This window comes from Xanthomonas hyacinthi, from assembly GCF_009769165.1.
GTDB classification, from domain to species: Bacteria; Pseudomonadota; Gammaproteobacteria; order Xanthomonadales; family Xanthomonadaceae; genus Xanthomonas_A; species Xanthomonas_A hyacinthi.
Genome location: NZ_CP043476.1, coordinates 1,369,151 through 1,391,134 on the forward strand (window position 1 = coordinate 1,369,151; position 21,984 = coordinate 1,391,134).

Sequence of the window (21,984 nt, forward strand, 5' to 3'; positions counted from 1 at the left end):
AATATCACGATGGCCTCGACAGGCTTACCGCAAACAGAGAAACGAGCGCCATTCTGCAGCAAGTGTGTACCTGATCCTGCAGATACTTCTCTACTCAACGTCCGCCAACGGCCCCTGCTCGTACCACCAGCCACGATAGGCAGGCGCGCCGGAGCGACGATGACATCCACGTACACTATGGACCACGCCGAATGGAATTTCGCTTTTAAGGGTAAGCGCCACTCTAAAATGGCGAGAAACTGGAAAAATAGCTAACTGACCTTCTAGACCAGAGTAAAGCGATGGGGACTGTTCTCGACGACGGCTTCCAGAGCATTTATCAGCCTACTATCAACAACCAACGGCTCCTGCTCCAACCAAAGACCATCTCGCACCAGATCGCGCACCAGTTTGGGCGCATCGCGCAGATCTAGCGTAGCAGACCATGGTTGTTTCACCTTCCTGGGAGCAACGCACTCGGACCAGAACGGGGGAACGAACCAGTGCAGGTCCGACCGCCGCTCCCGCAGCTTTAGGAAAATGCGCACGCCGTTCGGGTCCAGATCACCGAAGTGAACGAGAGGAACCTCGGGTTTTACCTGGGCGAGCAAATGCACGACGGTGCTTGTATCCCAACCCGGAACATGGGCGATGAGCCATCCATCCAGTGCCGGCATATCACGCCAGGCGCCTTGGTTTTCAACCAACAATACTGCTCGCAGAGGGCCTTCCAGGGTGAGGCCATCGAGGAAGGCCCGCTCCGGAATCGGCGCTTCACCGAGCGAACTGGCAAGTGTCCATAGATCCAGGATGCCCTGCGTGGTCTGTGCCACGAGTCCACGCGGTGGTCGCAAACGCAACAGGCCGTCATGCGTCTGTTCGGTGCTGGCCAGCGGGGCTTGCCGGCGCGGTGTCACTGCCGCTTTGGAGTGTGGTGCGGTGAGTGCGGCCGCCGTCCGGCGATTGAGGCGTTCCGGCAGCACTGGAAGTCGTCCTGCGCGGCGCGCATCTTCCAGGCGAGCCCAACCGTCGGGCGTGGGAGCAAATCCACCCGCCGTCAGTGCCGCCAGCTCGTCCTTCCAGTCCGGCCATACCCGTTCCAACAGCGCAACGAGTTCGGCGCGATAGGCCTCGACCAGAGCGATCTGGTCGCGCCGACCAGTCGCGCGGTTCCAGGAGAGCTCGGCTAGAGTGTCATATGCCTTCGCCTGTGAGGCGCGCCGCTTGAGCGTCCCCTGCATCAGCAGTTCGAGCAGAGCGATGCGCTGCTGCGGTGTCTGCCACATCAGCCTGCGCTCCGGGTACGACGGCCGAACACCTGGACTTCCTCGTGCCCTTCGGGCGTCACCTGACGCACCAGGTGATAGGTTGTATTGCCTCCGGCTCGTGCCACTTCGGGGGCCGCTATCATCAACTGCAGATCCAGTGTCTGGCACAGGTCGAACAGGACGCCGAGATTGTCCGTAGACAGGCGGTTGGCCTCGTCCAGGAACAGGAAACGCAGCGAACCATGGACTCGCTTGCCGCGCAACAAGGTCGCGTCGCGCTCCCATTCGGTGAGAATCACCATCATCAACGCGGCGCCGACGCCGATTGCCTCACCGGTCGACAAGCGTGTTGGGTTGGCGATCTCCCAGTCGGCGCCTGACTTGCGGCGGACCTCCACTTGCAAATGCACGTATTCCCGATAGTCGAGCAGGCGTTGCCCTGCGGAGCGACCTCCGCCGTAGCGGCGAAAGATCTCGTCGAGTGCCTCCTCGATCGGCATGTCCGTTTGAAACAGCAGCTCCTGGGCCGCGCCTTCACGCAGAGCGCGCAGGATCTGCTCCATGCGTTCGACTGGCTGCAGGCGCACACGGATGTTCTTGATGTTGCCGAAGCTGACCTTCTCCAAGTTGTTGGTCAAGCGGGTGACCTGACCACGCGCCTTGCGGATCTGCACATCGATGCCGCGCGCCACATCTTCGCTGGTTCCGCGCAGGTCGCTTTCCTGACGGGTGAGACGCTCTTCGAGGTCGGATAACTGGTCGCGCAGCCGGACAAGCGCTTCGCGCGGGTCATCGACCTCGGCCACTTGGGCCGGCAGGCGACGGCGCAGCCAGTCGCGCACGGCCAACCAGAGTTCCAAGATGGCATCAGCGAAGGCGGCATCGGACGTATCGCGCAGCAACTGCAATTCGGCGAGCAAGGTCTCCCCGCCGCGCGCACTGCCCAAGCGCTCCAGCAGGACGACTCGGCGTATCTTGGCCTCCTGGACAAAATTGATGTGGCCGCGGATGTCGGCAAATCCTTCAGGGGTTTTGGTCAGCAACTCGCCTACCAGGCCATCGCGCATCGCCCAGCCGAGCAGGTCGTCCCAGCGCTTACGTGCCGGCTCCGCCTCGCGGCGTTCGGCGGCAAGTTTGTCGTCAGCCAATTGCAGATCCTGCTGGGCGCTCTGCAAGCCATGTTCCTGGTTGCCTTTAGCAGTCAACAATTCATCGCGTCGTGCCCAATGGGTATGCAGTTCCTGTTCCAGCCGCTCGACCTCGGCAATAGCTGACGAAAGGGCCTCCTCGGTAGGAGCGGGTATTCCTAGGGCATTGAAATATTCAGCAGCGGATTCATGTCCATGTTTTGCGTTGGCGTACTGGCTCTGTATAGCAAGAAAGCGCGTGTGCGCTCGGTCATACTGGGCTTCCGCCTGGGCGACCTTGTTCTCGATATCTTGCTGTAACGTTTCGGCCTCGCTCAGTTGCGCTTGCAGCGCCGGAACCAGTTCCTGCGAGTCTTCGAGCCGGCGTGGCGCTTCCTCCCAAGCCAGCGCTTCAGCGTTGTCGCACAGGTATTCGAGTGCTTCGACTCCAGCATCAAGCTGCTGACGTTGTTTCTCCAGGGCATCCGTGTGGCGCTTCAGGTCTTCCATGTCCATGTCCGACAGCGGAAGCTGGCGCAAGTCGCCAAGCCCACGCTCCACACGAAGGGCACGCTCCTGGTTGGCGGCGATCCAGTTCCTGGCCTCGCCTGCCTGCGACGCTCTTTCGCTAAGTGTCTGCACCCGCTCGGCATGGTCAGGCGGATCGAGCAGCATCGCCTCGCCCAGCAACGAACGCAGCCTGCCAATACGTGGCTGCAGCGCCTGTGCCTCTGCAGCATGGCGATCTGCCGTTTCGCGCTGCTGTTCGATCTGTTCGTCGGTCAAGGCGATCGCCTGCTGCGCCTCGATGATGGCGTCCGCAGGATCGCCTGCCAGCCACACCTCCAGTCCGGCAAGCAGCGCATCGCCATCCGCCAGCAGCCGTTCCAGCGTGCGGCGCACATTCCTCGCCGCGTTCAGTTCAAGGGTTCTCTCCTCGGCCTGCGCCTGCAGGTCAGCCGCGCGCTTCTCCCGCGCACGCCGCCCTAGGCGCGGCTTGGCGGGGATACGGGACACGCGCAGGGCGATACCTTCCTGGACGACGAGATCACCTTCGCCTGCCATCGTACTGCCGGAGGCTTCTGCCAGACGATAGAGGTCGGCATCACGAGACACCAGTAGCACGTCAGTCAATTCCTCTGGCCGGTCAATAGCGATGCGGGTTGCCACAGTGGGATCGTCGACGACCAGCGCCTGCGCCAGGGCGCCAAGTCGGGCTTCCAGCACCGCCGCCTCCTCGATCGCCACTTCTTCGTAACTGCCGGCCAGCAATTCGGCACCGAGCCGATCCTTGAGCTGCAACAACGCGGGCGAAAATGGACCACCAGCCGCCAGCAGCTCGCGCGCCTCCTGGATCAGCCGCTCCTGTGCTTGCCGTGCCTGCTGTTCGGCCCGGCCCGTCTCGGCGTGCTGTTCGCTCAAGAGGGGCCGGGCTGCATCTAGGCTGTTCCGATCCTTCACCCGGGTACCGAGGTGCTCGGACAGGCGGATGGCGCATTGTGCTAGCGTGCACCATTGCGGCTCCCGTGCCAGTAAGTGCCGAAGCTGTTTCTGGAGGTCTTCGCGCCGGCGCCGTAGCTCGGCCACTTCGTGATTGGCCGTGCGTTGCGCCTGCTCGTGTGCTGACCGTTCGGCTTCAGTGCCGATCAGCAAAGCATCGACGACCTGCGTAGCAGGAGCCTGGTTCAGAACCACACCCACCTCGCTTGCCTGTGCGCGCACCCGGGCCTGCCGGACCTGCAGCTGCTGCGCTTCGGCCAGTTCGCGCTCAATACCAGGAAGCTGCTCGGCCAATACGCTCAGTTGCCGATGATGATTCAATGCTTCAGTGGCCACATCGTGCGCAGCGATGACCTCGACATCCCGTCCCACGAGCCGTCGCAAAGCCGCCAGGAGCTGCTCATGGCGCGCACGGTGCTCCAGCGCGTCGGACAGGCGTGTCCTGGCCTCCCGACGCTCCCGATCAATGCGCTCGAGTGTGTCACGTGCCGAAGCAAGATGGTCGGCGAACTGCGCGGGTAGCAAGGGTGCAGCCTGTACATTCGCCTCGGCTTGCCGCAGCCGTCGGGTGGCCTGGCGATAGGCAGCGGCGCGGCGATGCAGCTCCTCGATGCCCTGCTGCAGATCGGCGAGTCCCTTGGCGGCACGCATGTAGTCCTCCCGGGCACGCTTGAGTTCCTCGCGATTACGCGTGCGCAGTGTCTCAGCCTCGCTTTGCAGCCTACCCGCTTCCTGCGCTTCGCTCTCGGTCTCCGCGAGCCGGGTGACACACTGTTGCAGGGTACTCAACGCCGCCAAAGCATCTTTCATTTTGGCGCACCAAATGCGCGCGGATTCGAGCACACGGTCGAGTTCGCCCTTGCGAGTATCGAGCGCATTCAGCTCGGCCAGGATCTCGCCGAGCACTTCGCGCGCAGCCTCTTGTGCCTGGAAGGCATGATCACGTGCGCTTTGCGCCTCGACCATCCGGCGCGCCAACTCGTCGGCGCGTTCGCGCGTCGCGAGGAAGGCCGCGGCGAACATAGCCTGGCCCGCTTCGAAGACACTGCCGATCTCCTGCTCCAGACGGCGCGACTCCTGCACTTCCACCCGCGTGCGCCGGCAGGCGTCCAGATTCGTCCGCATTCTCTGCAAGGTGTCGGCGAGACCGCTTTGCTCCCTGAGCAGAAACGAGCGCAACTCCGAAGTGAGTACCCGCGAGATACCGCCGGTCATGCTGGTTCGCAGCATTTCGTTGAACTTATTGCGCTCCTCGTCTGTACCGAGGCGCAGGGGCATCACGCCCTGGTCGAACAGCGCGGCGAAGTACTCCCGCGCCGACGGGAACGACTGTAGTCGTCCGCCAAGCCGCGCTGCGTTGTCGCGCAGTTCCTGCAACTCCGGTACAGACTCGACACCGCCCTGCGCGACCAGCAACAGATCCTGCAGACGAACCGCAGGGTCGAGATTCCAGACGATGAACGAGATTGGCTCCACGGAAGGCTCGCCCTTGCGCTCCAGGTGCACCCCCGCAACCAATCGTTGTGCGCCGGCAAGGACAAAGTCGATCACTGCATAGGAGGGGCGTCCAGGATCACCGAGACGGCCCCAAATGCCCTTGTCGCCGCCGGTCGCCCCGGTCTCGCCGAGATTGGTGAAGCGCAGGCGAGACATGTCGGGAAGCAGGGCAACGTAGGCGGCAATCATCACCGTGGTCTTGCCGGCACCGTTGCTACCCTCCAGCGCAGTGACGTGCCGGTCGAGCAGGTAGCGTTCGTAGAAGACGCCTTTCCAGTTGACCAGGACCAGTGCCTCGGCAAGCGTTCGGCTCATGACGACATCTCCTCCCCTTCCGCGTCACCGCCATCATCATCCACGTCTGGAGCATCGCCCAGCAACACCTCGCCGTGCGCAACCAGCCGCTCCAGTGCGTCGCCAGGATCGGTGAGTCCGCGAACCGGCTCAGCAAAGCGCATCAATGCTGGCCGTAGACGCAGCCGGGAAACATCCACGACATCGACGAAGCCTAGATCGGCCAGTTTGCGCAGAGCCTCGTCCACCTTGCCACGCACGGTCTCCGCGGCGATGCGTTCGTCATACTTCCGCCTACGCGGAGTCAACGTGCGTACCAGCGCATCGGTGCCCAGCAAGCCGGACAGTCGCTGCAACAACGCTTCCCGCGTTGTCATGCCGCCGTGCTGCAAGGATGCGGGATCGAGATACAACAGCGCCAGCACCTGCCCAACGAGCATTTCGCCGACGGACAACTGGCGACGCCCTAGTCGATCGCCGTTGGGCAGCAAATAGAAATAGCCATCACTGCGCTGGATCAGTTCGCCGCCGAATCGCCGGTAGAAAGTCTCGAGCAACGCCTGCGCGTCGACTAGATAATCATAGAGACTGCCGTCATCACGACCGATATGGCGTCCGTGGCGCAGCATAAGATCCACCTCAGGAAAGCGTTCGTCGGCAATCACCAAATCCAGGGAAGCGAATCCGGCATCACTCATTGCGCTTTCCTCTGGCCCTGAACGTTCCAATCCTCGATCTCAAGCCGTTCGTCTACCGCGCGCCATGGCCGTTCGCGGCTCGAACGCAGGCGGGCGAACCGCGCTACCGCGTCGGCGACCCGCCCCACAGTCACGTAATGGCTGTCTTCGGTCAACGTGGCGATTACTCGCAAAGTCACCCCCGCCAGGGAATCGATGCCCTCCTCGAGTGCAAGGTTCACCAGCACCTCGATATCCGCCAGCGCATTCTCGGCCTCCACCCAGGCCGGCTCGGCCTCGCGATCCGTCCTTGGCCTGGCCACCGCTGGACGCTCGACGCGTGCTTCGAGCGGGCGCAGCAGGCAGATGGACCCCGCATGCGCAACCACCAGATGGAAAGGCTTGTTCTGCCAGCCCACTATCTGGTCGCGCAAGCGTTGGCTCAGCGCCCGATCAGGATCCAGCCTGACCACGTCGCGTAGGTAACGATGCACGTATTGGTAGTACTCGGACCATGCCTTCTGGCGCGCGCTGCCCCAGGCTGCGATCCGGTCGACATGTTCGATGACCCGCTGTGCTGCCTCCTCGGGCTCGGCACGTTGCGCCGACATGGCCAGTGCCTGGATGTCCTGTAGCAATGCGACGAAATGGTGCGCATCGCGCAGCAGGATCTCATTGAGTTCGCGCAATGTGCGGGTCGTTGCGTCAAGCAAGGCCTGGCATCGATCGACTGCACTGAACCAGTCGGTGGATAACAGGCTGGCGATCTCCGCCTGGACTTCTTCTTGCTGAGCATCGAGCCCGCGCTGCCGGCGTTCGATGCCTGCCACCAGATCGCCCACCGTGATCCTCAAGGGCGCAACCACGTGCCGGTGCCAATCCTCGTCATCCTGGGCCTTCCTGGCTGTCGCCAGCACGTCGGCGAGTTGCGCACGCAAGATACCTGTCAACAAGCTGAGGCTCTCCCTCGTCAGCGCCTCGTCTGTCAGAAAATACTCGATCACCGCAGCGGCAAGTCGCGTCAGCGCGTACTCGCCCGCCCTCACGATACCGGCGCCATCGACCCGGGCCAGCATGCGCTGCTCACGCAGGCGCTGGATGGCATGGGTCGCGCGCTTGCGCGGGTTCTCGGCAGCGGGTTCGACGACATCGCAGACTTGCTCGAACAGGTCGACCAGCAAATCCTCCTCGAATGACGCCAGCCCAGCCTTGTCCGCCCTCAGGTAGAGGCCCGCGAGAAAGCAAATGTCTGCCGTCTTCAGGTCTAGATTGACCTGGTCCCGCACCAGCGAGGCAATAAGGCGATTGGGGTCGGCTACTGTCATGCGCGCTGAATCAAACCCCTTGTCACACCGCAATCCTGCAGCGGCTTCATTCCGGATGCATAACCTTCAAGCATGGATAACCGCAGCGGCATTAGCCTGCTCCAATCGCTCCATGGCATTCGGTGCGATCTCAGGTTCATCCGAGTATGCTTCGCGCATCATCATTTTGTAGTGTGCCAGATGCCTGGACTTGACGAAGATCGCCTTGAAGATCCGCAAGTAGCTCTCCACCATGGCATCGTCGACCGCGACATACAGGTCGTCGTGCGAAAAATGGGAGCCATCATTGACCCATGAAAAAAGCGATCGGCAGATGACCTTTTCGCTTCCCTCGAACAGGTTGCAGATGTCGTCGGTATCGGTTCCGCCGAGGATCTTGAAGTAGTTCTCGAGAATACGCCGGAGGGTGTTCTGGATCGAAAGATTAGATCGGTCGCCCCGCCGCACCTCCGCCCACAGCAACTCATATGAGGTGACGATCGGGTTGTTCGTATGGGCTTCTATTCTGGAAGCGTGGTGGGATTTGCGGACAACCCAGAAGGTTTCCTCGCTACGCATGGCGGTTCTGTCGGTGCGCCGAGGGTTGAAGGTCACTTCCTTGTGGAAGTAGACGTTGTGGGTCAGCACGAAGACCTGTTTGATGTGACCGATCCCTTGGCGCACCTCATCAAATAGCGCCTTGATCAGGCTACTGACGATGAATAGGATGTCGCTGTCCAGGCTCGAAACCGGATCGTCGAAGACCACAACCCGGTCGGTCGTCACGCCGCTTTCCGAATCGCTGCCTTTGAGCAGATGATAGAAGTAGAGGAAGGTGACGAAGGTGCGTTCTCCTTCGCTCAAGGTTTCCTTCGCGTCCACGCCATCGGGCCGCCGCAGCACATAGGCGGTGCCGCTGTCTGCCTTGCCCAGGGAGAAGCCATGGAAGCCGAACGAGGCCAGCAATGCGTTAATCGCATCGATGGTCGGTTGGACGCTGGTGGTCGCGCGCTCCAACTCGGCAATCTCCTTCTGCTTCTGCCGCCGGTCTATCTCCGCCACCTCGATCTTGCCGGTCAAGGCCATGATCGCGCCTGTCAACCCCTGCTTCCTCGTCGAATAGTCTTGCAAGGCGGTAGCCAACTCGACAGCGATGATGTGTTTCCATACCTGGTTTGCCAACTGCCGCTTCTCCTTGCCCAGATTGGCCACCGTAGCGTTGTGTGCCTCGATCTGCTCGTTGGCCGCCACAAGCGCCTGGGAGATTCTCTCCAGCGTGTCGGCCAAGGGCTCCAGTGCAACGAGTTGACTTGGCTCGCGTTGCTTGTCGGCCAGATGCTGGCGATTGAGGGCGATCCGGGAAGCCAGCAGGGCCACTTCTGTCCTCAGTAGTTCTGCATCGAGGAATCGGCAAGGCGCATCGAGGGTTGCGGACAATTGCGCCAGGAGGTAGTCGGCCGAGGCGGCATAGGCCTTGGCCAGATCGTCGATGGCATGGCTAGCGGCCAGGAACGTGCCATCAAAATAGGCCTCCAGGCTGGCCGCAAAGGAGGCTTCAGTGGTCTGCTGGCAGAAGGGGCAGATGCTCGCTGCTTCATCGAAGTAGGCGCGCCCCTGTCGCACCCAGTCGCTATTGCCCAACGCCTTGATCATTGCCGCGATATCGACATCTTCCCGACCAAGAACGCGCTTGCTCAGGATTGGATTCGATTCGTGGAACAAAAGGGCATCGAACGACGGGGATACGACGAGGGACTCCGGTGCAGGTGAAGGGCCAAAAATAGTCTTGGCCTTCTCATGGAGATCGGCCAATGGAACCAATGCCGCTGAATTTCCGGCATGCTCTAGCAGCACACGGGCTTTGAAGTTCTCGGCATTGTTGCGCACGCCCTGGAATGCCAGGGCGAATTCACTGTCGTACTTTCTTTTCTGGGCCCAGCAAGCCTCCTGAAATTGGGTCTCGAGATCGGCAAGTTCTTTACGCTTACCTCCCTGGCCATCCAGCCCCTCCAAAGTCTCCTTCAGATTGGCGATGCGTCCACTGTAACTATCGGATTCCTGCTTAAGTGCCACGATCTTGGCAATATTGTCGACGTTCTTTGCACCAAGGGTGAAGATGCCCTTGAGTTCTACGGAAGGGCCGAAATTACGTGCAACGAAGTCACGGTTGTAGACCATGACCTGCAGGGGAGTACCGTTCTTCCAGCCGATGTGGCAGCCGGGATAGCCGGCGGGGTCTGCAATCACCCGGGAGATCGTGGTTTTGCCACAGCCGTTGGCGCCGTAGAGGAAATTGAACTTCGTCAGCCCATCGAGCGCTTGGGCCTCCTGTCCATACGAGGCTACCCCCGCTATCTGCATCGATTCGATCATTCGCCTCTCTCCTCCGAGGATCGCTGCCGATCTCTGATCGGCCCGCACTACAGGAATTGCAACGCCTTCTCCAGACGCGCCCGGCTGGCCGCGCGCAACTGCTGCAGCCCCAGTTCGCGGGCCATGGCGTAGAACGCTCCCTCCCCCTGCTCGCCACGGTCCGTCACCTCGCGGGCCAAGGCCGACAGTTCAGGCAGGCTGATCTCGTCCGCCGGTCGCACGCTGTTTTCGTCGCCAGGCCGCCGAAAGGCGGGCGGTATGGCTGGATCGAGGTGAGCTGGCCAATAGAACACGCCCACGTCCTCTTGCGTGGTGCTGTAGTTGGCCTGCGCCAGTTGCAGCACGCGGTCGCGAATACGCGAACCGGTGCGCAGCCAGCCGTGCGCGCGGGCTATGCGCCGCGTCAGTACGCCATCGAGTACCGGGCCTTCGCGTTCGACCACGTGGGCAATCACGGCCGATAGGGTAGGCACATAGTCGTCGTCAAAAAACGCGTCCGCATCGATACCCGCTACCGTCGCGGCCGGATCGGTGATCAGGAAAGATGCCGCCAACGATGCCGGCAGCGGTTGCGTCTGAGGATGAGGGGCAGCCGGCGCCTGGCGGGTGTAGATATCTTCTGCGGCTACCGGAGGTGGGGCGGCAATCGCGATTTGCGTATCGGGCTGGGCAACAATGGGCGTTGCTGTACCGGCACCGTCTGCCGCAATAGCCATCGCCCGGGCGATCGCCGCCTCTGCGATCTGACGAGCTTGCGCTTCGCGCTGGGCCTGTGCCTCGCGCTGGCCGCGTGTCTCGACTAGCAGGGTCTGCAGGCGAGCATCGAGTTTGTCCAGCGTGCTGGCTGGGTCGATCCACCAGTCGGTAGACCAAACGCGTACCACCTTCCAGCCCAATCCACGCAGCACCTGCTCGCGCAACTTGTCGCGGTCGCGGGCGGTCGCACTGCGGTGATAGGTGGCGCCATCGCACTCGACACCGGCCAGGTAGCGGCCGGGCGCATCGGGATCGATCACGCCAAGGTCGATGCGGAACGACGAGGCACCAACCTGGGTCTGCACCCGCCAGCCGCGCTGGACCAGGGCAGCGGCCACGGCCTGCTCGAAGGGACTGTCGAAACCACCCAGGCTGCCGGGACTAGCCTCGACCAAGGCGCGCGCGCCACGCTCGGCGAATTCGAGGAAGTGCTTGAGGTCGCGCACGCCTATAGCCTGGGTGCGGGCCATATCCATCTGCTCAGTCCTGAGGCTGGCGAACACGCGCAGTTCGTGGCGCGCCCGGGTGATGGCGACATTGAGCCGGCGCTCGCCGCCCTGGCGGTTGAGCGGCCCGAAGTTCATCGCCAGTTGGCCAGACGCATCCGCTCCATAGGTGATGGAGAAATAGATGATGTCGCGTTCGTCGCCCTGGACGCTTTCCAGGTTCTTGACGAACACCGGCTCCAGCTCGCTCTCGGCGAACCAAGGTTCCAATCGCGGATCCTTGCGCCGTGCGTCATCGAGCAGATCCTCGATCAGTTTCTGCTGCTCGGCATTGAAGGTGACCACGCCGATGGTCAGACCGCTTTCGCGGAAGCCCGGTGACGTCAGGCGCGCCACCACGTCGGCCACCAGCGCTTTCGCTTCTGCAGGATTGGTACGCGAGCCGCCTTTCTCGTAAGTTCCGGCGATCTGCTGCAGGCTGACCGCATGATCGTCGGTGACCGGCGAAGGGAAAGTAACCAGCTTGCCGTCGTAGTAGTTGTGGTTGGAAAAGGCGATCAGGCTTTCGTGGCGGCTGCGGTAATGCCAATTGAGATGGCGGACCGGCAGGTTGGCGCCGATGCATTCATCGAGGATGCTTTCCAGGTCGGCCTCGACATCCTCGTCGTCCAGATCCGATTCGGCACGGTCGAAGAAGGCAGTCGGCGGCAATTGCTTGGGATCGCCAACCATCACCACCTGGCGACCACGGGCAATGGCACCGATCGCGTCCCACACCGGAATCTGCGAGGCTTCGTCGAAGATCACCAGATCGAAGGCGTTGGCGCCGGCATCCAGGTATTGGGCGATCGATAGCGGGCTCATCAAAAGACAGGGGGTGAGCTTGGTCAGCGCCTGGGGGATGCGCAGCATTAACTCGCGCAGTGGCAGGTGTGCGCGCTTCTTGCTCATCTCGTGGCGCAACACGCCCCATTCGGAGTTGCGGCTGACGTTCTCCTGGGCCGGCATGTCAGCGCACAGCCGGGCGCGCAGCCAGTCGCGGGTCAGGCCGGTGAAGCGTTCGTCCAACTCGCGGAAGTCGCGGATGCGCTGCTCGTGCTCGGCGCTGACGAAGCCGCGGATCACGGGCTCTTCGTCTACCGCGGCATTGAGCCACCAGCGCGCGTAGTTGGCCTCCAAGGCGCGTCGCGCCTGGCCGGGCGCCACATGCCCCTGTTCCATGCCGAGCACCAGGGGGCCTAGACCCAGTGCGAATGCTTGTTCGCGCACCTGGCGCCAGGCGCACCAGTTGCGCAAGCCATGCTCGGCGCGGACGATGGCTTCGCAGCGCTCGATCAACTGCGGCAGCGGCGAGGCATGCAATTCGGCCTGCGCCGTTTCGGCGAACTGCCCGACAGTCGCCAACGCCCGCCGCCGTGGTTGCAGTTGCTGCCAGGCCTCGATATAGCGCGAACCGGCGCCGACGATCTGGCCGCCCGGCTCCAGCAACGCATTGGCATCGCCCAGCAGGGTATGCAGCGTCGCCTTGTATGCGCCGATCTGCTCGGGCGTGGCGGCCAGGCGGGCGACGGCGGCAGCGACGGCGGCGTGCAATTGGCAGGCTTGCGCTGCGTCGTCCAGCCGCGTGCCCAGCCCCTGCCACAGCCCGGCGCTGGCTTCCCTCAAGTCGTCCAGCGCGTCCAGTGCCTCCTCGACCTCGGCACGTTGCTGCAGAAAATGCCAGTCGTTGGCCAACGTGGCGCCGCAGGCGTTTTCCGCCACCTGCACGTGCTCGGCCTGCAATGCGCCCTGCTGCAGATGGGCGCGCCGATCCGCCAGGAACTCCAAGGCGGCGCGCAGCCCATCGATGCGGGTGGCCTGTCCCGTCCACAGCCGCTCGGTGGGCTGCTCCAGCGACGCCAGGGCGGCGATCTCCTGATCCAACTGACGCAGGCGCCGCGCATTTTGCAAATCTGCCCGCAAGGCATTGCCGCAATGACCCTCTTCGATCAGGTCAAAACCCGCATCCTCCCAGGGCTGGTCGTCGCGCAGGGCGGTCAGTGCCGTTTGCCAGCGCAAGGCAGTGCGGACAGCCTCCGTTTGTGTCTGCAACCCTTTCCAGACGTCTGCAGTTTCCTTGCCAAAGCTAAGCGCTTGTACTTGACGGCGAAGCGCTCGAATAGCGTTCCATTGCTGCAAGTCGTTGCCGACGTTGGGCGCTATGACGCCGCTGACGGCGCTGACCAGTTGCGCCTTGACCTTGCGCTTGCCCAGCCAGGATCTGGGCCAGAACGTTTGTTCGGCCAGTTCCCAATCCACTTGCAGTTGCGCCACGTCCAGGCGCTCGATGGCCTCGTCATAAGGCACCGACAAGCTGGCCTGACGTTGTACGAGTTGAGCCAGTAGCTCCAGGCCCTGGTTGAGCAGCAAAATGGTGCGCACCGGCCAAGGCTCGCCCAGCCGTGCGTACGTCGCTTGGCGCTCGGCCAGCGCGGTCAGGCCCCGCTCGCAGGCGCTGACGATCGACGTCGGCCAAGGCGGGGATAACTGTGCATTCAACTCGGCGTGCCGGCGCACCAAGGTAGCGCCTTCCTGCACACGCTGAACCAGGCGCCTGGCATCGGGGCGCAGAATGAAACGCCAATCGTGCCCGGCCGCGCGGGGCAGACACTCAGCAAGCAACGCCAGGGCCTGGCAGGCCTCCTGGGTCGAGGGGGTGGCAGGCAATCCACTCGCTTGGACGAAGGCCTGTGCTGTGTCGATCGCTATCTGTGCGGCGGGCAACACTTCGCGCGCGGCCGCGACCAGTTGCTGCTGCCAGGACGGCGACCAGCCGCCTTGACCCACCATGACCAGCGGATGGCTGACCAAGGCGGCATGACCAATGACCTGGGCATTGACCTCCAGCCGGTCGGCAAGGCTGCGCAGTCGATCCATGGCGACCCGATCATGCTGGCTGGGCGAAGGCCAGGCCAGCCGCAGCGCGGTCACCTCCTGGCCGGCACTGACCTGGCCGATAGCGGCGAACAGGCTCAACCCGTTGCCGTGGAGCTGGTGCAGGCGCTCGACGTAGATATTGAGTTCATCGCGCAGGCGCTGGAGCTTTTCCGCTTCGGCATGCCACTGCTGCGCATCCGCCAGGCCGCTGCTTTCCCAGGCTGACTGCAATTGCGCCAGCACATCGAGCTTGCGTGCCTTGCTCGAGTGCAGTTCCAGGCAGAACTCGCCCAGGCCGATCTCGCGTAGGCGCCGGTAGACTACGTCCAGCGCCGCGATTTTCTCGGAGACGAACAGCACCCGGCGCCCTTCAGCCAACGACTGGGCGATCAGGTTGGCGATGGTCTGGCTCTTGCCGGTGCCTGGGGGCCCGATCAGCACGAAGTCCTTGCCCTGCGAAGCGGCGAGCACCGCCGAAAGTTGCGAAGAGTCCGCCGGCAGCGGGCAGAACACCTGACGCGGGTCGAAACGTTGGTCGAGCTGGCGCACGTCGGGAAACGGCGTGCCCGAGGGATAGGCCTCGCGTGGGGTATCGAGCAAATGCCGCACCACTGGGTTCTGTCGCAATTGCTCGCTACGCTCCGCCAGATCCTTCCACATCAGGTACTTGGCGAAGGAGAACATGGACAACACCACGTCCTCGTTGACCTCCCAGCCCTTGATGTCCTTAATGGCGTAACCGACCGCTTTCCAGACCGCCCCGATATCCAGGCCTGCCTCATCGCGCGGCAGTTCGCCTTCAGCCACACCCAGGCCGAGTTGGAAATCCTGGCGCAGCATCTCAATCAGAGTCGGATTGAAGCGCGGCTCGTCATCGTGCAGGGTCAGCATAAAGCCGGAACGTGCGCTCTTGCGCTGCAGGCTGACCGGCACCAGAATCAGCGGCGCCCGGTAACGTTGCTCGGCGCGATCGTCACGCGTCCAGGACAGAAAGCCCAAGGCAAGGTACAACGTATTGGCACCGCCTTCCTGCAGCGTATTGCGCGCGCCGCGGAACAGCTCCACGAGACGGGACTCCAGTTCCGCCTCTGGCACGCTGACGAATACTTCGCGGCGTCTGAGCGCATCCAGCGCATGGGACCGCCGCACGTCTTCGCGCTCACGAGCCTCATAGATCGCTTGGTTGCGTGGATCGGCGCCGTCCATCAGGTCGGGCCGCGGCGACAGCTTCAGCGGCTGCCCGCTGGACAACAAGTCCTCCAGCGCTCCCGGATCCGGGGCATCCAGCTTCAGTGACTTCTTGCCGCCCTTGAAGTTGAGCAAGTTGTTGCGCAACGAGAGATCGAGCAGTTTGCGCTGCCAGCGCGCCAGCCGATCTATAGGATCCAGCAGAGGAGCTTCCAGGTCGCCATCTCGCTCATCATCCGACAATGCCGGGGCTTCCTCGAAGACCGGCAAGGTTGGCTTGGCAGGTGAGATCTGCTCCTCAGCAGGGGCGCGTGCGACAGCATCCGCACTGGCCAGTGGCTTGATCCGTTGCAGGCGGGCGCGGCGGATGTCCACCGCCAGGCGGAATACGGCGTCCTCAGTCTCGCTCACCTGGTGCGCGCCGCGTTCAGCGGCATAGCTGAAGGGCACAGCTGGGCGCTGGGTGATCAAGGTGGTCTCGAACAACACCAGCTCCCTGAGCTTGAGCCGCTTGCGCAATGCTGTGATGTCGTCGACCACGGTGGTCGAGAACTCCTCCGGCTTAAGCCAGAACCCAGCGAAGGCGTGGCCCTCGGTGAAGATCAGCAAAGGGTTCAGCCCAGCCTGCTCCAGCGCAGCACAGAACAGCAAGGCCAGGTCGAAGCAGGTTGCCAGTCCCGATTCGGCGATCTGGCTCGGACCACGCACCTTCTGCCCGGACTGCTCGAAGCTGGCGGGCGGCAGCGCATAGTCCAGACCCATACCAGCCACCGCACCCCAGATAGCCGAAGCCAGCTCCCAAGCGCGCTTGACGCCTCCGGAGTAACCATCGAGCGCCGAGTTCCTGCCGTTCTGGCGCAGAATCTCTGCCGCCTGCTTGAGCAAACGTTCCACGGCTGGTTCGTTGGGCTGAACGAAAGCGGCCACCAGATCCGGGAGATGGGAAAGCCCACCCCATTGGTTACGTGGCAAGAGTTCCAGGCGGAACTCGCGTCGGGCCAGTTCCTGGGAGGAATCCTCCCTTGCCGTGCAGTGAATCGCCAGCGAGACCGTGGCCAACTCCGATTCGGTCAGCCGCGCCAACATGCCACCGTCCAGCGCCAGGTCCAGATCGCGGATCGGATAGCGGGAACCGGCTGCAAGCGCATCAATGCGCCAGCGCTTTGGCTTGAGAAAAGCCGGGTCCGAGGTAAGGACCAGTTCCACGTTATCGAATGTCTGATCGGTGTCGTTAACGAGACACAGCTCCCGAACCACGGGGACCGCGTTCTGGAAGTCGGCCAGATTCAGCTTGGCGACTAAGGTCGCATCGATTCGCGGCTCGGCCAGAGCGCTCTGCCCGTCCGGTTGCATTTCATCCATGGCCCCCCCCTGCTTGTCTGCGACCCACCCGGATCAGATCGACCGCACCCCAATATTTCTTGGCTCATAGTAACGCCGAATCCAGCTCCCAATGCTACCTCCAGCCGAGCTGGCGACCATCTCTGAGCCGGCCTGGTCCCGCACGGCGCCGCCACCACAGCAGCGGTTGACGATAGACGACGTGGTCGCTTTGCAGGTGGACGACGACGCGCACCTGTGGACGGCTCGGCGCAGCCAGCAACGGCGGCGGCGTGACACCCGGTCATGCTGTTCGGCGACGGAGCGGCGCTGTCGGCACTGACCCGCAACCTGATCGACAACGCGGTGCGCTACGCGCCGCAGGGCGGACAGATCGAAGCCGGATGCGCGCAGGCCACGCGCAGGCCCTGCTCATTGCCGAGAACTATCGCCGAGGCAGCACGCGAGCGCATTCAAGCGGTTCCATCGGGAGTTCGGCAGCGGAGCGGAAGGCAACGGACTGGGTCTGGCGCTCTCATGGGACTTCCCAGCAGACCCACGTAATTTCCCCGCGCAGAGGCCAGAAAAGCCTTTCTTCAAGCCAATCATTCGAGCATTCCGTGGCACCTACGTCGATCATCGACTATTCGAGCCCCCGGCAGCCGTAGACAGTTGCTCGGCGCACCTCCCAGAACAAGAAAGCCTGGCTCGCAAGCTAGCCATCCTCGTTGGCGGCTCGGCCTGGGGATCAAGACCTTCCAGTACTAAGGAACCTCTGATTCTGCTGATGATCCAAGTCATCAGCCCCCCCTCCCGCGGTGATTGCCATGTCTCGAACCCAGATGACCCTGTCGCTGCAGCACGATGCCAGCTTCGATGTGCACCGCAAGCCGACGCGGCGCGACGTGTTCCTGTCGCAGATGGATCAGGTGGTGCCGTGGGCGCCGCTGTGCGCGTGCATCGCGCCGTTCTATCCGAAGGTGCGAGCGAGCGGCGGCCGTCCGCCGGTGGGGCTGGAGCGGATGCTGCGGATCCATTTTCTGCAGCAGTGGTATGCGCTGAGCGATCCGGCGGTGGAAGAGGCGCTGTACGACGTGCCGGCGATGCGGCGGTTCGTGGGGATCGACCTGGGGCGCGAAGCGGCGCCGGACGAGACGACGGTGTGCAAGTTCCGGCATCTGCTGGAGAAGCACGGATTGGCCGAACAGCTGTTTGCAGCGGTCAATGCTCACTTGCGCGAGCACGGCCTGCGGCTGTCGTCGGGGACGATGGTGGACGCAACGATCATCGCCGCGGCGCCGTCGACGAAGAACAAGGCGCGCTCGCGCGATGGGCAGATGCACCAGACCCGGAAAGGCAAGCAGTGGTACTTCGGAATGAAGGCGCACATCGGGGTGGACCAGCGCACGGGACTGGTGCACCACGTGGTGAGCACGGCGGCCAACGTGGCCGACGTGACCCAGACGGCGCATCTGCTGCATGGCCAGGAGCAGCATGTGTTCGCCGACGCGGGCTATGCGGGGGCGGCGACGTATGCGCCGGCCGACGGACGCACCTTCTGGGTTGCAGAGAAGCGCAGCAAGGTGAAGGCGATCGCGCACCCGGGGATGCGCGCAATCACCGAGGAACTGGAACGGGCCAAGGCTTCGATCCGGGCGGCGGTGGAACATCCGTTTGGGGTACTCAAGCGGCAGTTCGGCTACGTCAAGGTGCGCTACAAGGGCCTGGCCAAGAACGCGGCGCAGGTGACGACGCTGTTCGCGTTGGTCAATCTGTGGAGGGCGCGCAGGACATTGCTGTCGGTGGCATAGGAGGGGTGCGCCCGCAGATCGCCCAAAGGCGGGATGCGGGACAAAACGCGGGCGATTGGATGTAAAACCTGCGAGATGTTGCCCTGCCTCCGTGTTGCGAGCAGGGGAACCTCGGCTACGGCTGGTAGATCAGGCATTCCCAAGGTAATCAGGAAACTCGTGTCCAACAACGCCGATGCCTTCATCCCTGATTGCTCCGCAATTCTTCCAGCCAGTCATCCGGCACGTCCTTCCACGCTTGCGTACCTTTCTGCACCAGCTTAGCGAATGCTGCTTCGTCCCATCCGGAATTCTCCGGCTGAAATGCCACTAGGCTGAGGTTGCGAAGTTCGCCGGACTTGAGGCTTTCCTCTTCCTCAGCCCGCACCAGCAAAGTGGCTGGCTTGTAGAGGCGGTTTCTTTCTTCGTTGGCGAGTAACTGCTGATCGGCAACGATGGTGAGCGCGCGGCCATCAGCCAGCTTCAGGTGGACGTTGGCTTTGGTAGCTCCACCCAAGTCGGTCACCAAACCGGTCAGGTACTTTTCGACAGGCACCCAGGCCGCTTCAATCTGATTGCGGAACCCGGTTTGGGAGTTAACAAGAACGGTGACCGCATTGCCCTCGTCTGCCAGTAAATAACGGCGATGGGGGTTCTTGCGGGCGGCCCTCTGCCAGCGCTCAACCACGGCGGCCCGCTTGGGGTCGATCAGACCCAGCGTGGCGGGATTCTGCAATTGAGCCACGTCTGCCCATAGGCCGACAGCTGCCAGCAGGCCATTGGCGACCAGGGCAAGAGAGCCTTCTTCGATTGAAACGATGGTTTGGCTCGGATCGACCTCCTTGCCAGCACCCTTAAGGAACTCGGTGACATCCTTCTGGAACTCACCCAGCAATGCCAGCGGGACGTGCGACGGCCCGACCGGCGCATCGTCGATGCGGTCGCTCAGGGCGAAGCGAAGAGTGTCACGTGGCTTCATAACCTTGGATTGTAGCGCCTGGCAATCGCAGGCTGCGAGACCGCGCGCGCAGACAGATGCAGGTGCGGTGTAGCTGTTGAGGCCGGCATAGGCAAACGGGCACCGAACGGGCACCAACAGGAGAACGCAGGCAACGCCAAGGGCTCTAGATGAAGCCAAGGGCTCTAGATGAATGCAAGTCATTGAATTTATTGGTGGGCCCACCAGGATTCGAACCTGGAACCAAAGGATTATGAGTCCTCTGCTCTAACCGTTGAGCTATAGGCCCGGAAGCGTCCGGAACGGGCGGCGATGCGCCGGCCGCCGGCTTGGCGCCTCTAGCGTGCATGCAGAGGAGGCGCCGAGGCGGGCGTGAGTTTAACGTCCGCGGCGGCGCCGTGTCTTCCCGGGGGTGTCGATGCACACCGACTGATCGGCCGCAGCGGCGCGTTCCTGACCGGTGCCGCGCCTGATGCTCGCCCGTGTCAGGGCTCGTTGGCGTGGTGGCAACGACCGCATCGACAGCCGATGCGGTCATTGGGGATCCGCCAGCGGGGCAAGCGCAAGCGCCCTCCCCTCAATCCTCCATTGCATCACAATGAGATCGTCCCCAATCCCGAATTTCCTTGATGGAGCCCCTCGGTTATGCCCATGAATAGCCGCTCCGCCCAGTAACTCTGTTTATCATAGTTATCGCTGGGCACACTATCCAGCGCGAGAAGAATTGGAGTCAAGTTAGCACTGGCAAACGTCATGGCGGAACGGTGACATTCTGCGAGCATGTGGAAGTCACCGGCTCTCGCACACCTCGCAGAGAGGTGAAACGGCATAGATTGCTGGCCCTTAAGAAGCAAGCCGGCTAAAGCGCTAATAGGATCGCATCTGTCGCCCCCCATCGCGTCGGCCGCAAGCAACATCCTACACGTGCGTCCATTCCCATCTTCGAAAGGATGAACTGTTAGTAGCGTTATGTAGGTTGAAAGAGCGAGCGCATTGTTGCGTTCCGCTTTCGCAGTCCACGCAGCACGTAGTCGAAAAATTTGTCGACACGCTTCTCGGGCCGATACCGGATTCGGGGGCAAATAATCTCTACTATATGCGTTTGGCGTTAGAACCCGATTTGTCGTAGTGCGAATTTTTGCCTTGTACGCCGTTAACGATTGGGCCCTAACAACGCACGTGTCCAGCGTCCCCGCACTTCGCAGTGACCACAAACCCCGCTTCAAGCTGCGGAAACCCTCAAACTGTTCTAGTAGCTTCCGGTGATTCGCTAGGTAGTCCGGCAGGCTTGTCGTGCTGCCATGCATCAAAAGCGCCGCGACCCATGCGGGTGCGGCGCCATTGAATGAGGGACATTGCCCCTCCCAGGCAAGTTCACCGAGGTCGGCGAATGCTGACTGAACCCATTCGGTGCTTGCTGAGAACTGTGGAATTTCCCTGTCTAGCATCATGGTCCGTATACAGAGATCACGTCTGCGGATCCTCCTGTCGCCTGCAGCTTTTGCAGGTTCGCCCAGAGATCAGCATTAGGTCGCGGATCGGGACCTGCGGATGCTGTTCCCTGGGCCTGCGTATTGGCTCCCAGTTGGCGCAAAAACTCTGTCGTCTGAATCTGGACAGCCTGCGCATTTGCTTGGCTATCATAATTCGGGAAATACTCAGAGAACAGCGCATCCGCCCGGTGATCTCCCATGATCTTCGCTACCTCCATACGTGCGCGAAATGCATTCTGGGTGCTCTGATCCACATCGCCTTTGTTGTTCTGAATCTGCTGCTTGAGCTGTGCGACAGCTGCCTCCTCATACGCATAAATGGAGCCATGCGAAGCTGCATTTTCCAGAACTGAGGCGGCGGAAGTCGTTTCGCCTCGGTCCAGTAGTCGCAATCCCCACAGAGTTTGCGACCGTGCGTCTGTGCGAGATGTTTTGAGCATCTCATCCGGAATAGCCTTCGCCGCCTCTATTTCCTCTTTGGTTAGGAATTGGTGGCTTTCCAGCCAAGCCCGCTCGTCCGCGGACAAGGCCACCATCCTGGTGTCTCCCGCAAGAATGTCGCCGACCGCGACTTCCTTTGGTGCGGATGACTGCTTCTTCGTTGCCAGTCGTCGGAGCTCCTTCTCTGCAGCTGTGTACTCTCCCAATTGTCGGGGCGCACCATCTGCGGCAACTTCCGAGGATTCGGGAGCACCCTTCTTGTAACTATATGCCGCTACTCCAGCAATTAGCGCGAAAACCAAGGCGCCGAGTGCAACTGCCTTATGCCTCATGAGCGAATTCCTTTCCATTTAGTGACAGTAGTACTTCATAGCGTCCGACCATGTCCGGCATCGAGCTTCAACCTGTGCATTTGCCCAGACAGGTCCTGAGACGAATGTGTCAATGGCCCCCCACTGCAGACCAGCCGAGTATGCATTCGCTTGCCCCTCCACATCAGCTTGGAAGAGCGGATAGACACTTGCTGGGATAGCAGCCTTAGCGCCGGCGATCATATCGTTCTTAAGATCAGCGTCGCACCATGCTTTGGTCTGCCACGATGTTCCATAGCAAACATCGTGCTTGTTGCAAGCCGCTGTAAAGATTCCGCCATACGAT

At 62.2% G+C, this 21,984-nt stretch carries 10 protein-coding genes and 1 tRNA gene; 1 reads left to right on the forward strand and 10 read right to left on the reverse strand.

Annotated elements, in window-relative coordinates; genetic code table 11:
* Nucleotides 1–263: 263 nt before the first annotated feature.
* The 6 genes from FZ025_RS06290 to FZ025_RS06315 all read right to left on the reverse strand — a co-directional run bounded on the left by FZ025_RS06290 (nucleotide 264) and on the right by FZ025_RS06315 (nucleotide 16,687).
* Nucleotides 264–1,265 (reverse strand): Wadjet anti-phage system protein JetD domain-containing protein, encoded by a 1,002-nt coding sequence (locus FZ025_RS06290; RefSeq protein WP_046978546.1) that lies wholly within the window; start codon nucleotides 1,263–1,265, stop codon nucleotides 264–266.
* Nucleotides 1,265–5,686: a chromosome partition protein MukB gene (gene mukB / locus FZ025_RS06295; protein WP_046978547.1), complete on the reverse strand. Its 4,422-nt coding sequence runs from the start codon at nucleotides 5,684–5,686 to the stop codon at nucleotides 1,265–1,267. Before mukB ends, FZ025_RS06290 begins: the two co-directional genes overlap by 1 nt.
* The gene (locus tag FZ025_RS06300) at nucleotides 5,683–6,363 is read right to left on the reverse strand and encodes a chromosome partition protein MukE (protein ID WP_046978548.1); all 681 of its coding nucleotides are present in this window, start codon (nucleotides 6,361–6,363) and stop codon (nucleotides 5,683–5,685) included. The genes mukB and FZ025_RS06300 overlap by 4 nt, the downstream gene beginning before the upstream one ends.
* Nucleotides 6,360–7,667, reverse strand: a complete 1,308-nt coding sequence (locus FZ025_RS06305) for a condensin subunit F (RefSeq protein ID WP_046978549.1) — start codon at nucleotides 7,665–7,667, stop codon at nucleotides 6,360–6,362. Before FZ025_RS06305 ends, FZ025_RS06300 begins: the two co-directional genes overlap by 4 nt.
* A 66-nt stretch (nucleotides 7,668–7,733) precedes the next feature.
* Nucleotides 7,734–10,019, reverse strand: a complete 2,286-nt coding sequence (locus tag FZ025_RS06310) for an AAA family ATPase (RefSeq protein ID WP_046978550.1) — start codon at nucleotides 10,017–10,019, stop codon at nucleotides 7,734–7,736.
* A gap of 47 nt (nucleotides 10,020–10,066) precedes the next feature.
* The gene (locus FZ025_RS06315) at nucleotides 10,067–16,687 is read right to left on the reverse strand and encodes a DUF3320 domain-containing protein (protein ID WP_104558625.1); all 6,621 of its coding nucleotides are present in this window, start codon (nucleotides 16,685–16,687) and stop codon (nucleotides 10,067–10,069) included.
* A gap of 800 nt (nucleotides 16,688–17,487) precedes the next feature.
* Between FZ025_RS06315 and FZ025_RS06320 the strand changes: the two genes are divergently transcribed.
* Nucleotides 17,488–18,521, forward strand: a protein-coding gene (locus FZ025_RS06320; RefSeq protein WP_386269948.1) for an IS5 family transposase whose coding sequence is annotated in 2 segments (ribosomal slippage) — nucleotides 17,488–18,447 and nucleotides 18,450–18,521 — 1,032 coding nt in all. Because the reading frame shifts where the segments join, the coding sequence is not laid out codon by codon here.
* Nucleotides 18,522–18,637: 116 nt separating this feature from the next.
* Here the strand turns inward: FZ025_RS06320 and FZ025_RS06325 are convergent.
* The 4 genes from FZ025_RS06325 to FZ025_RS06340 form a co-directional block, all read right to left on the reverse strand.
* Nucleotides 18,638–19,414 carry a hypothetical protein gene (locus tag FZ025_RS06325; protein ID WP_046979826.1) on the reverse strand — a complete coding sequence of 259 codons (777 nt, stop codon included), beginning with the start codon at nucleotides 19,412–19,414 and terminating at the stop codon, nucleotides 18,638–18,640.
* 192 nt (nucleotides 19,415–19,606) lie between these two features.
* Nucleotides 19,607–19,682, reverse strand: a tRNA-Ile gene (locus tag FZ025_RS06330).
* Nucleotides 19,683–19,986: 304 nt separating this feature from the next.
* Nucleotides 19,987–20,844, reverse strand: coding sequence for a Fic family protein (locus tag FZ025_RS22855; protein ID WP_104559059.1), 858 nt, complete (start codon nucleotides 20,842–20,844; stop codon nucleotides 19,987–19,989).
* Nucleotides 20,841–21,659: a hypothetical protein gene (locus tag FZ025_RS06340; protein ID WP_046979824.1), complete on the reverse strand. Its 819-nt coding sequence runs from the start codon at nucleotides 21,657–21,659 to the stop codon at nucleotides 20,841–20,843. Before FZ025_RS06340 ends, FZ025_RS22855 begins: the two co-directional genes overlap by 4 nt.
* Between the last annotated feature and the right edge of the window lie 325 nt (nucleotides 21,660–21,984).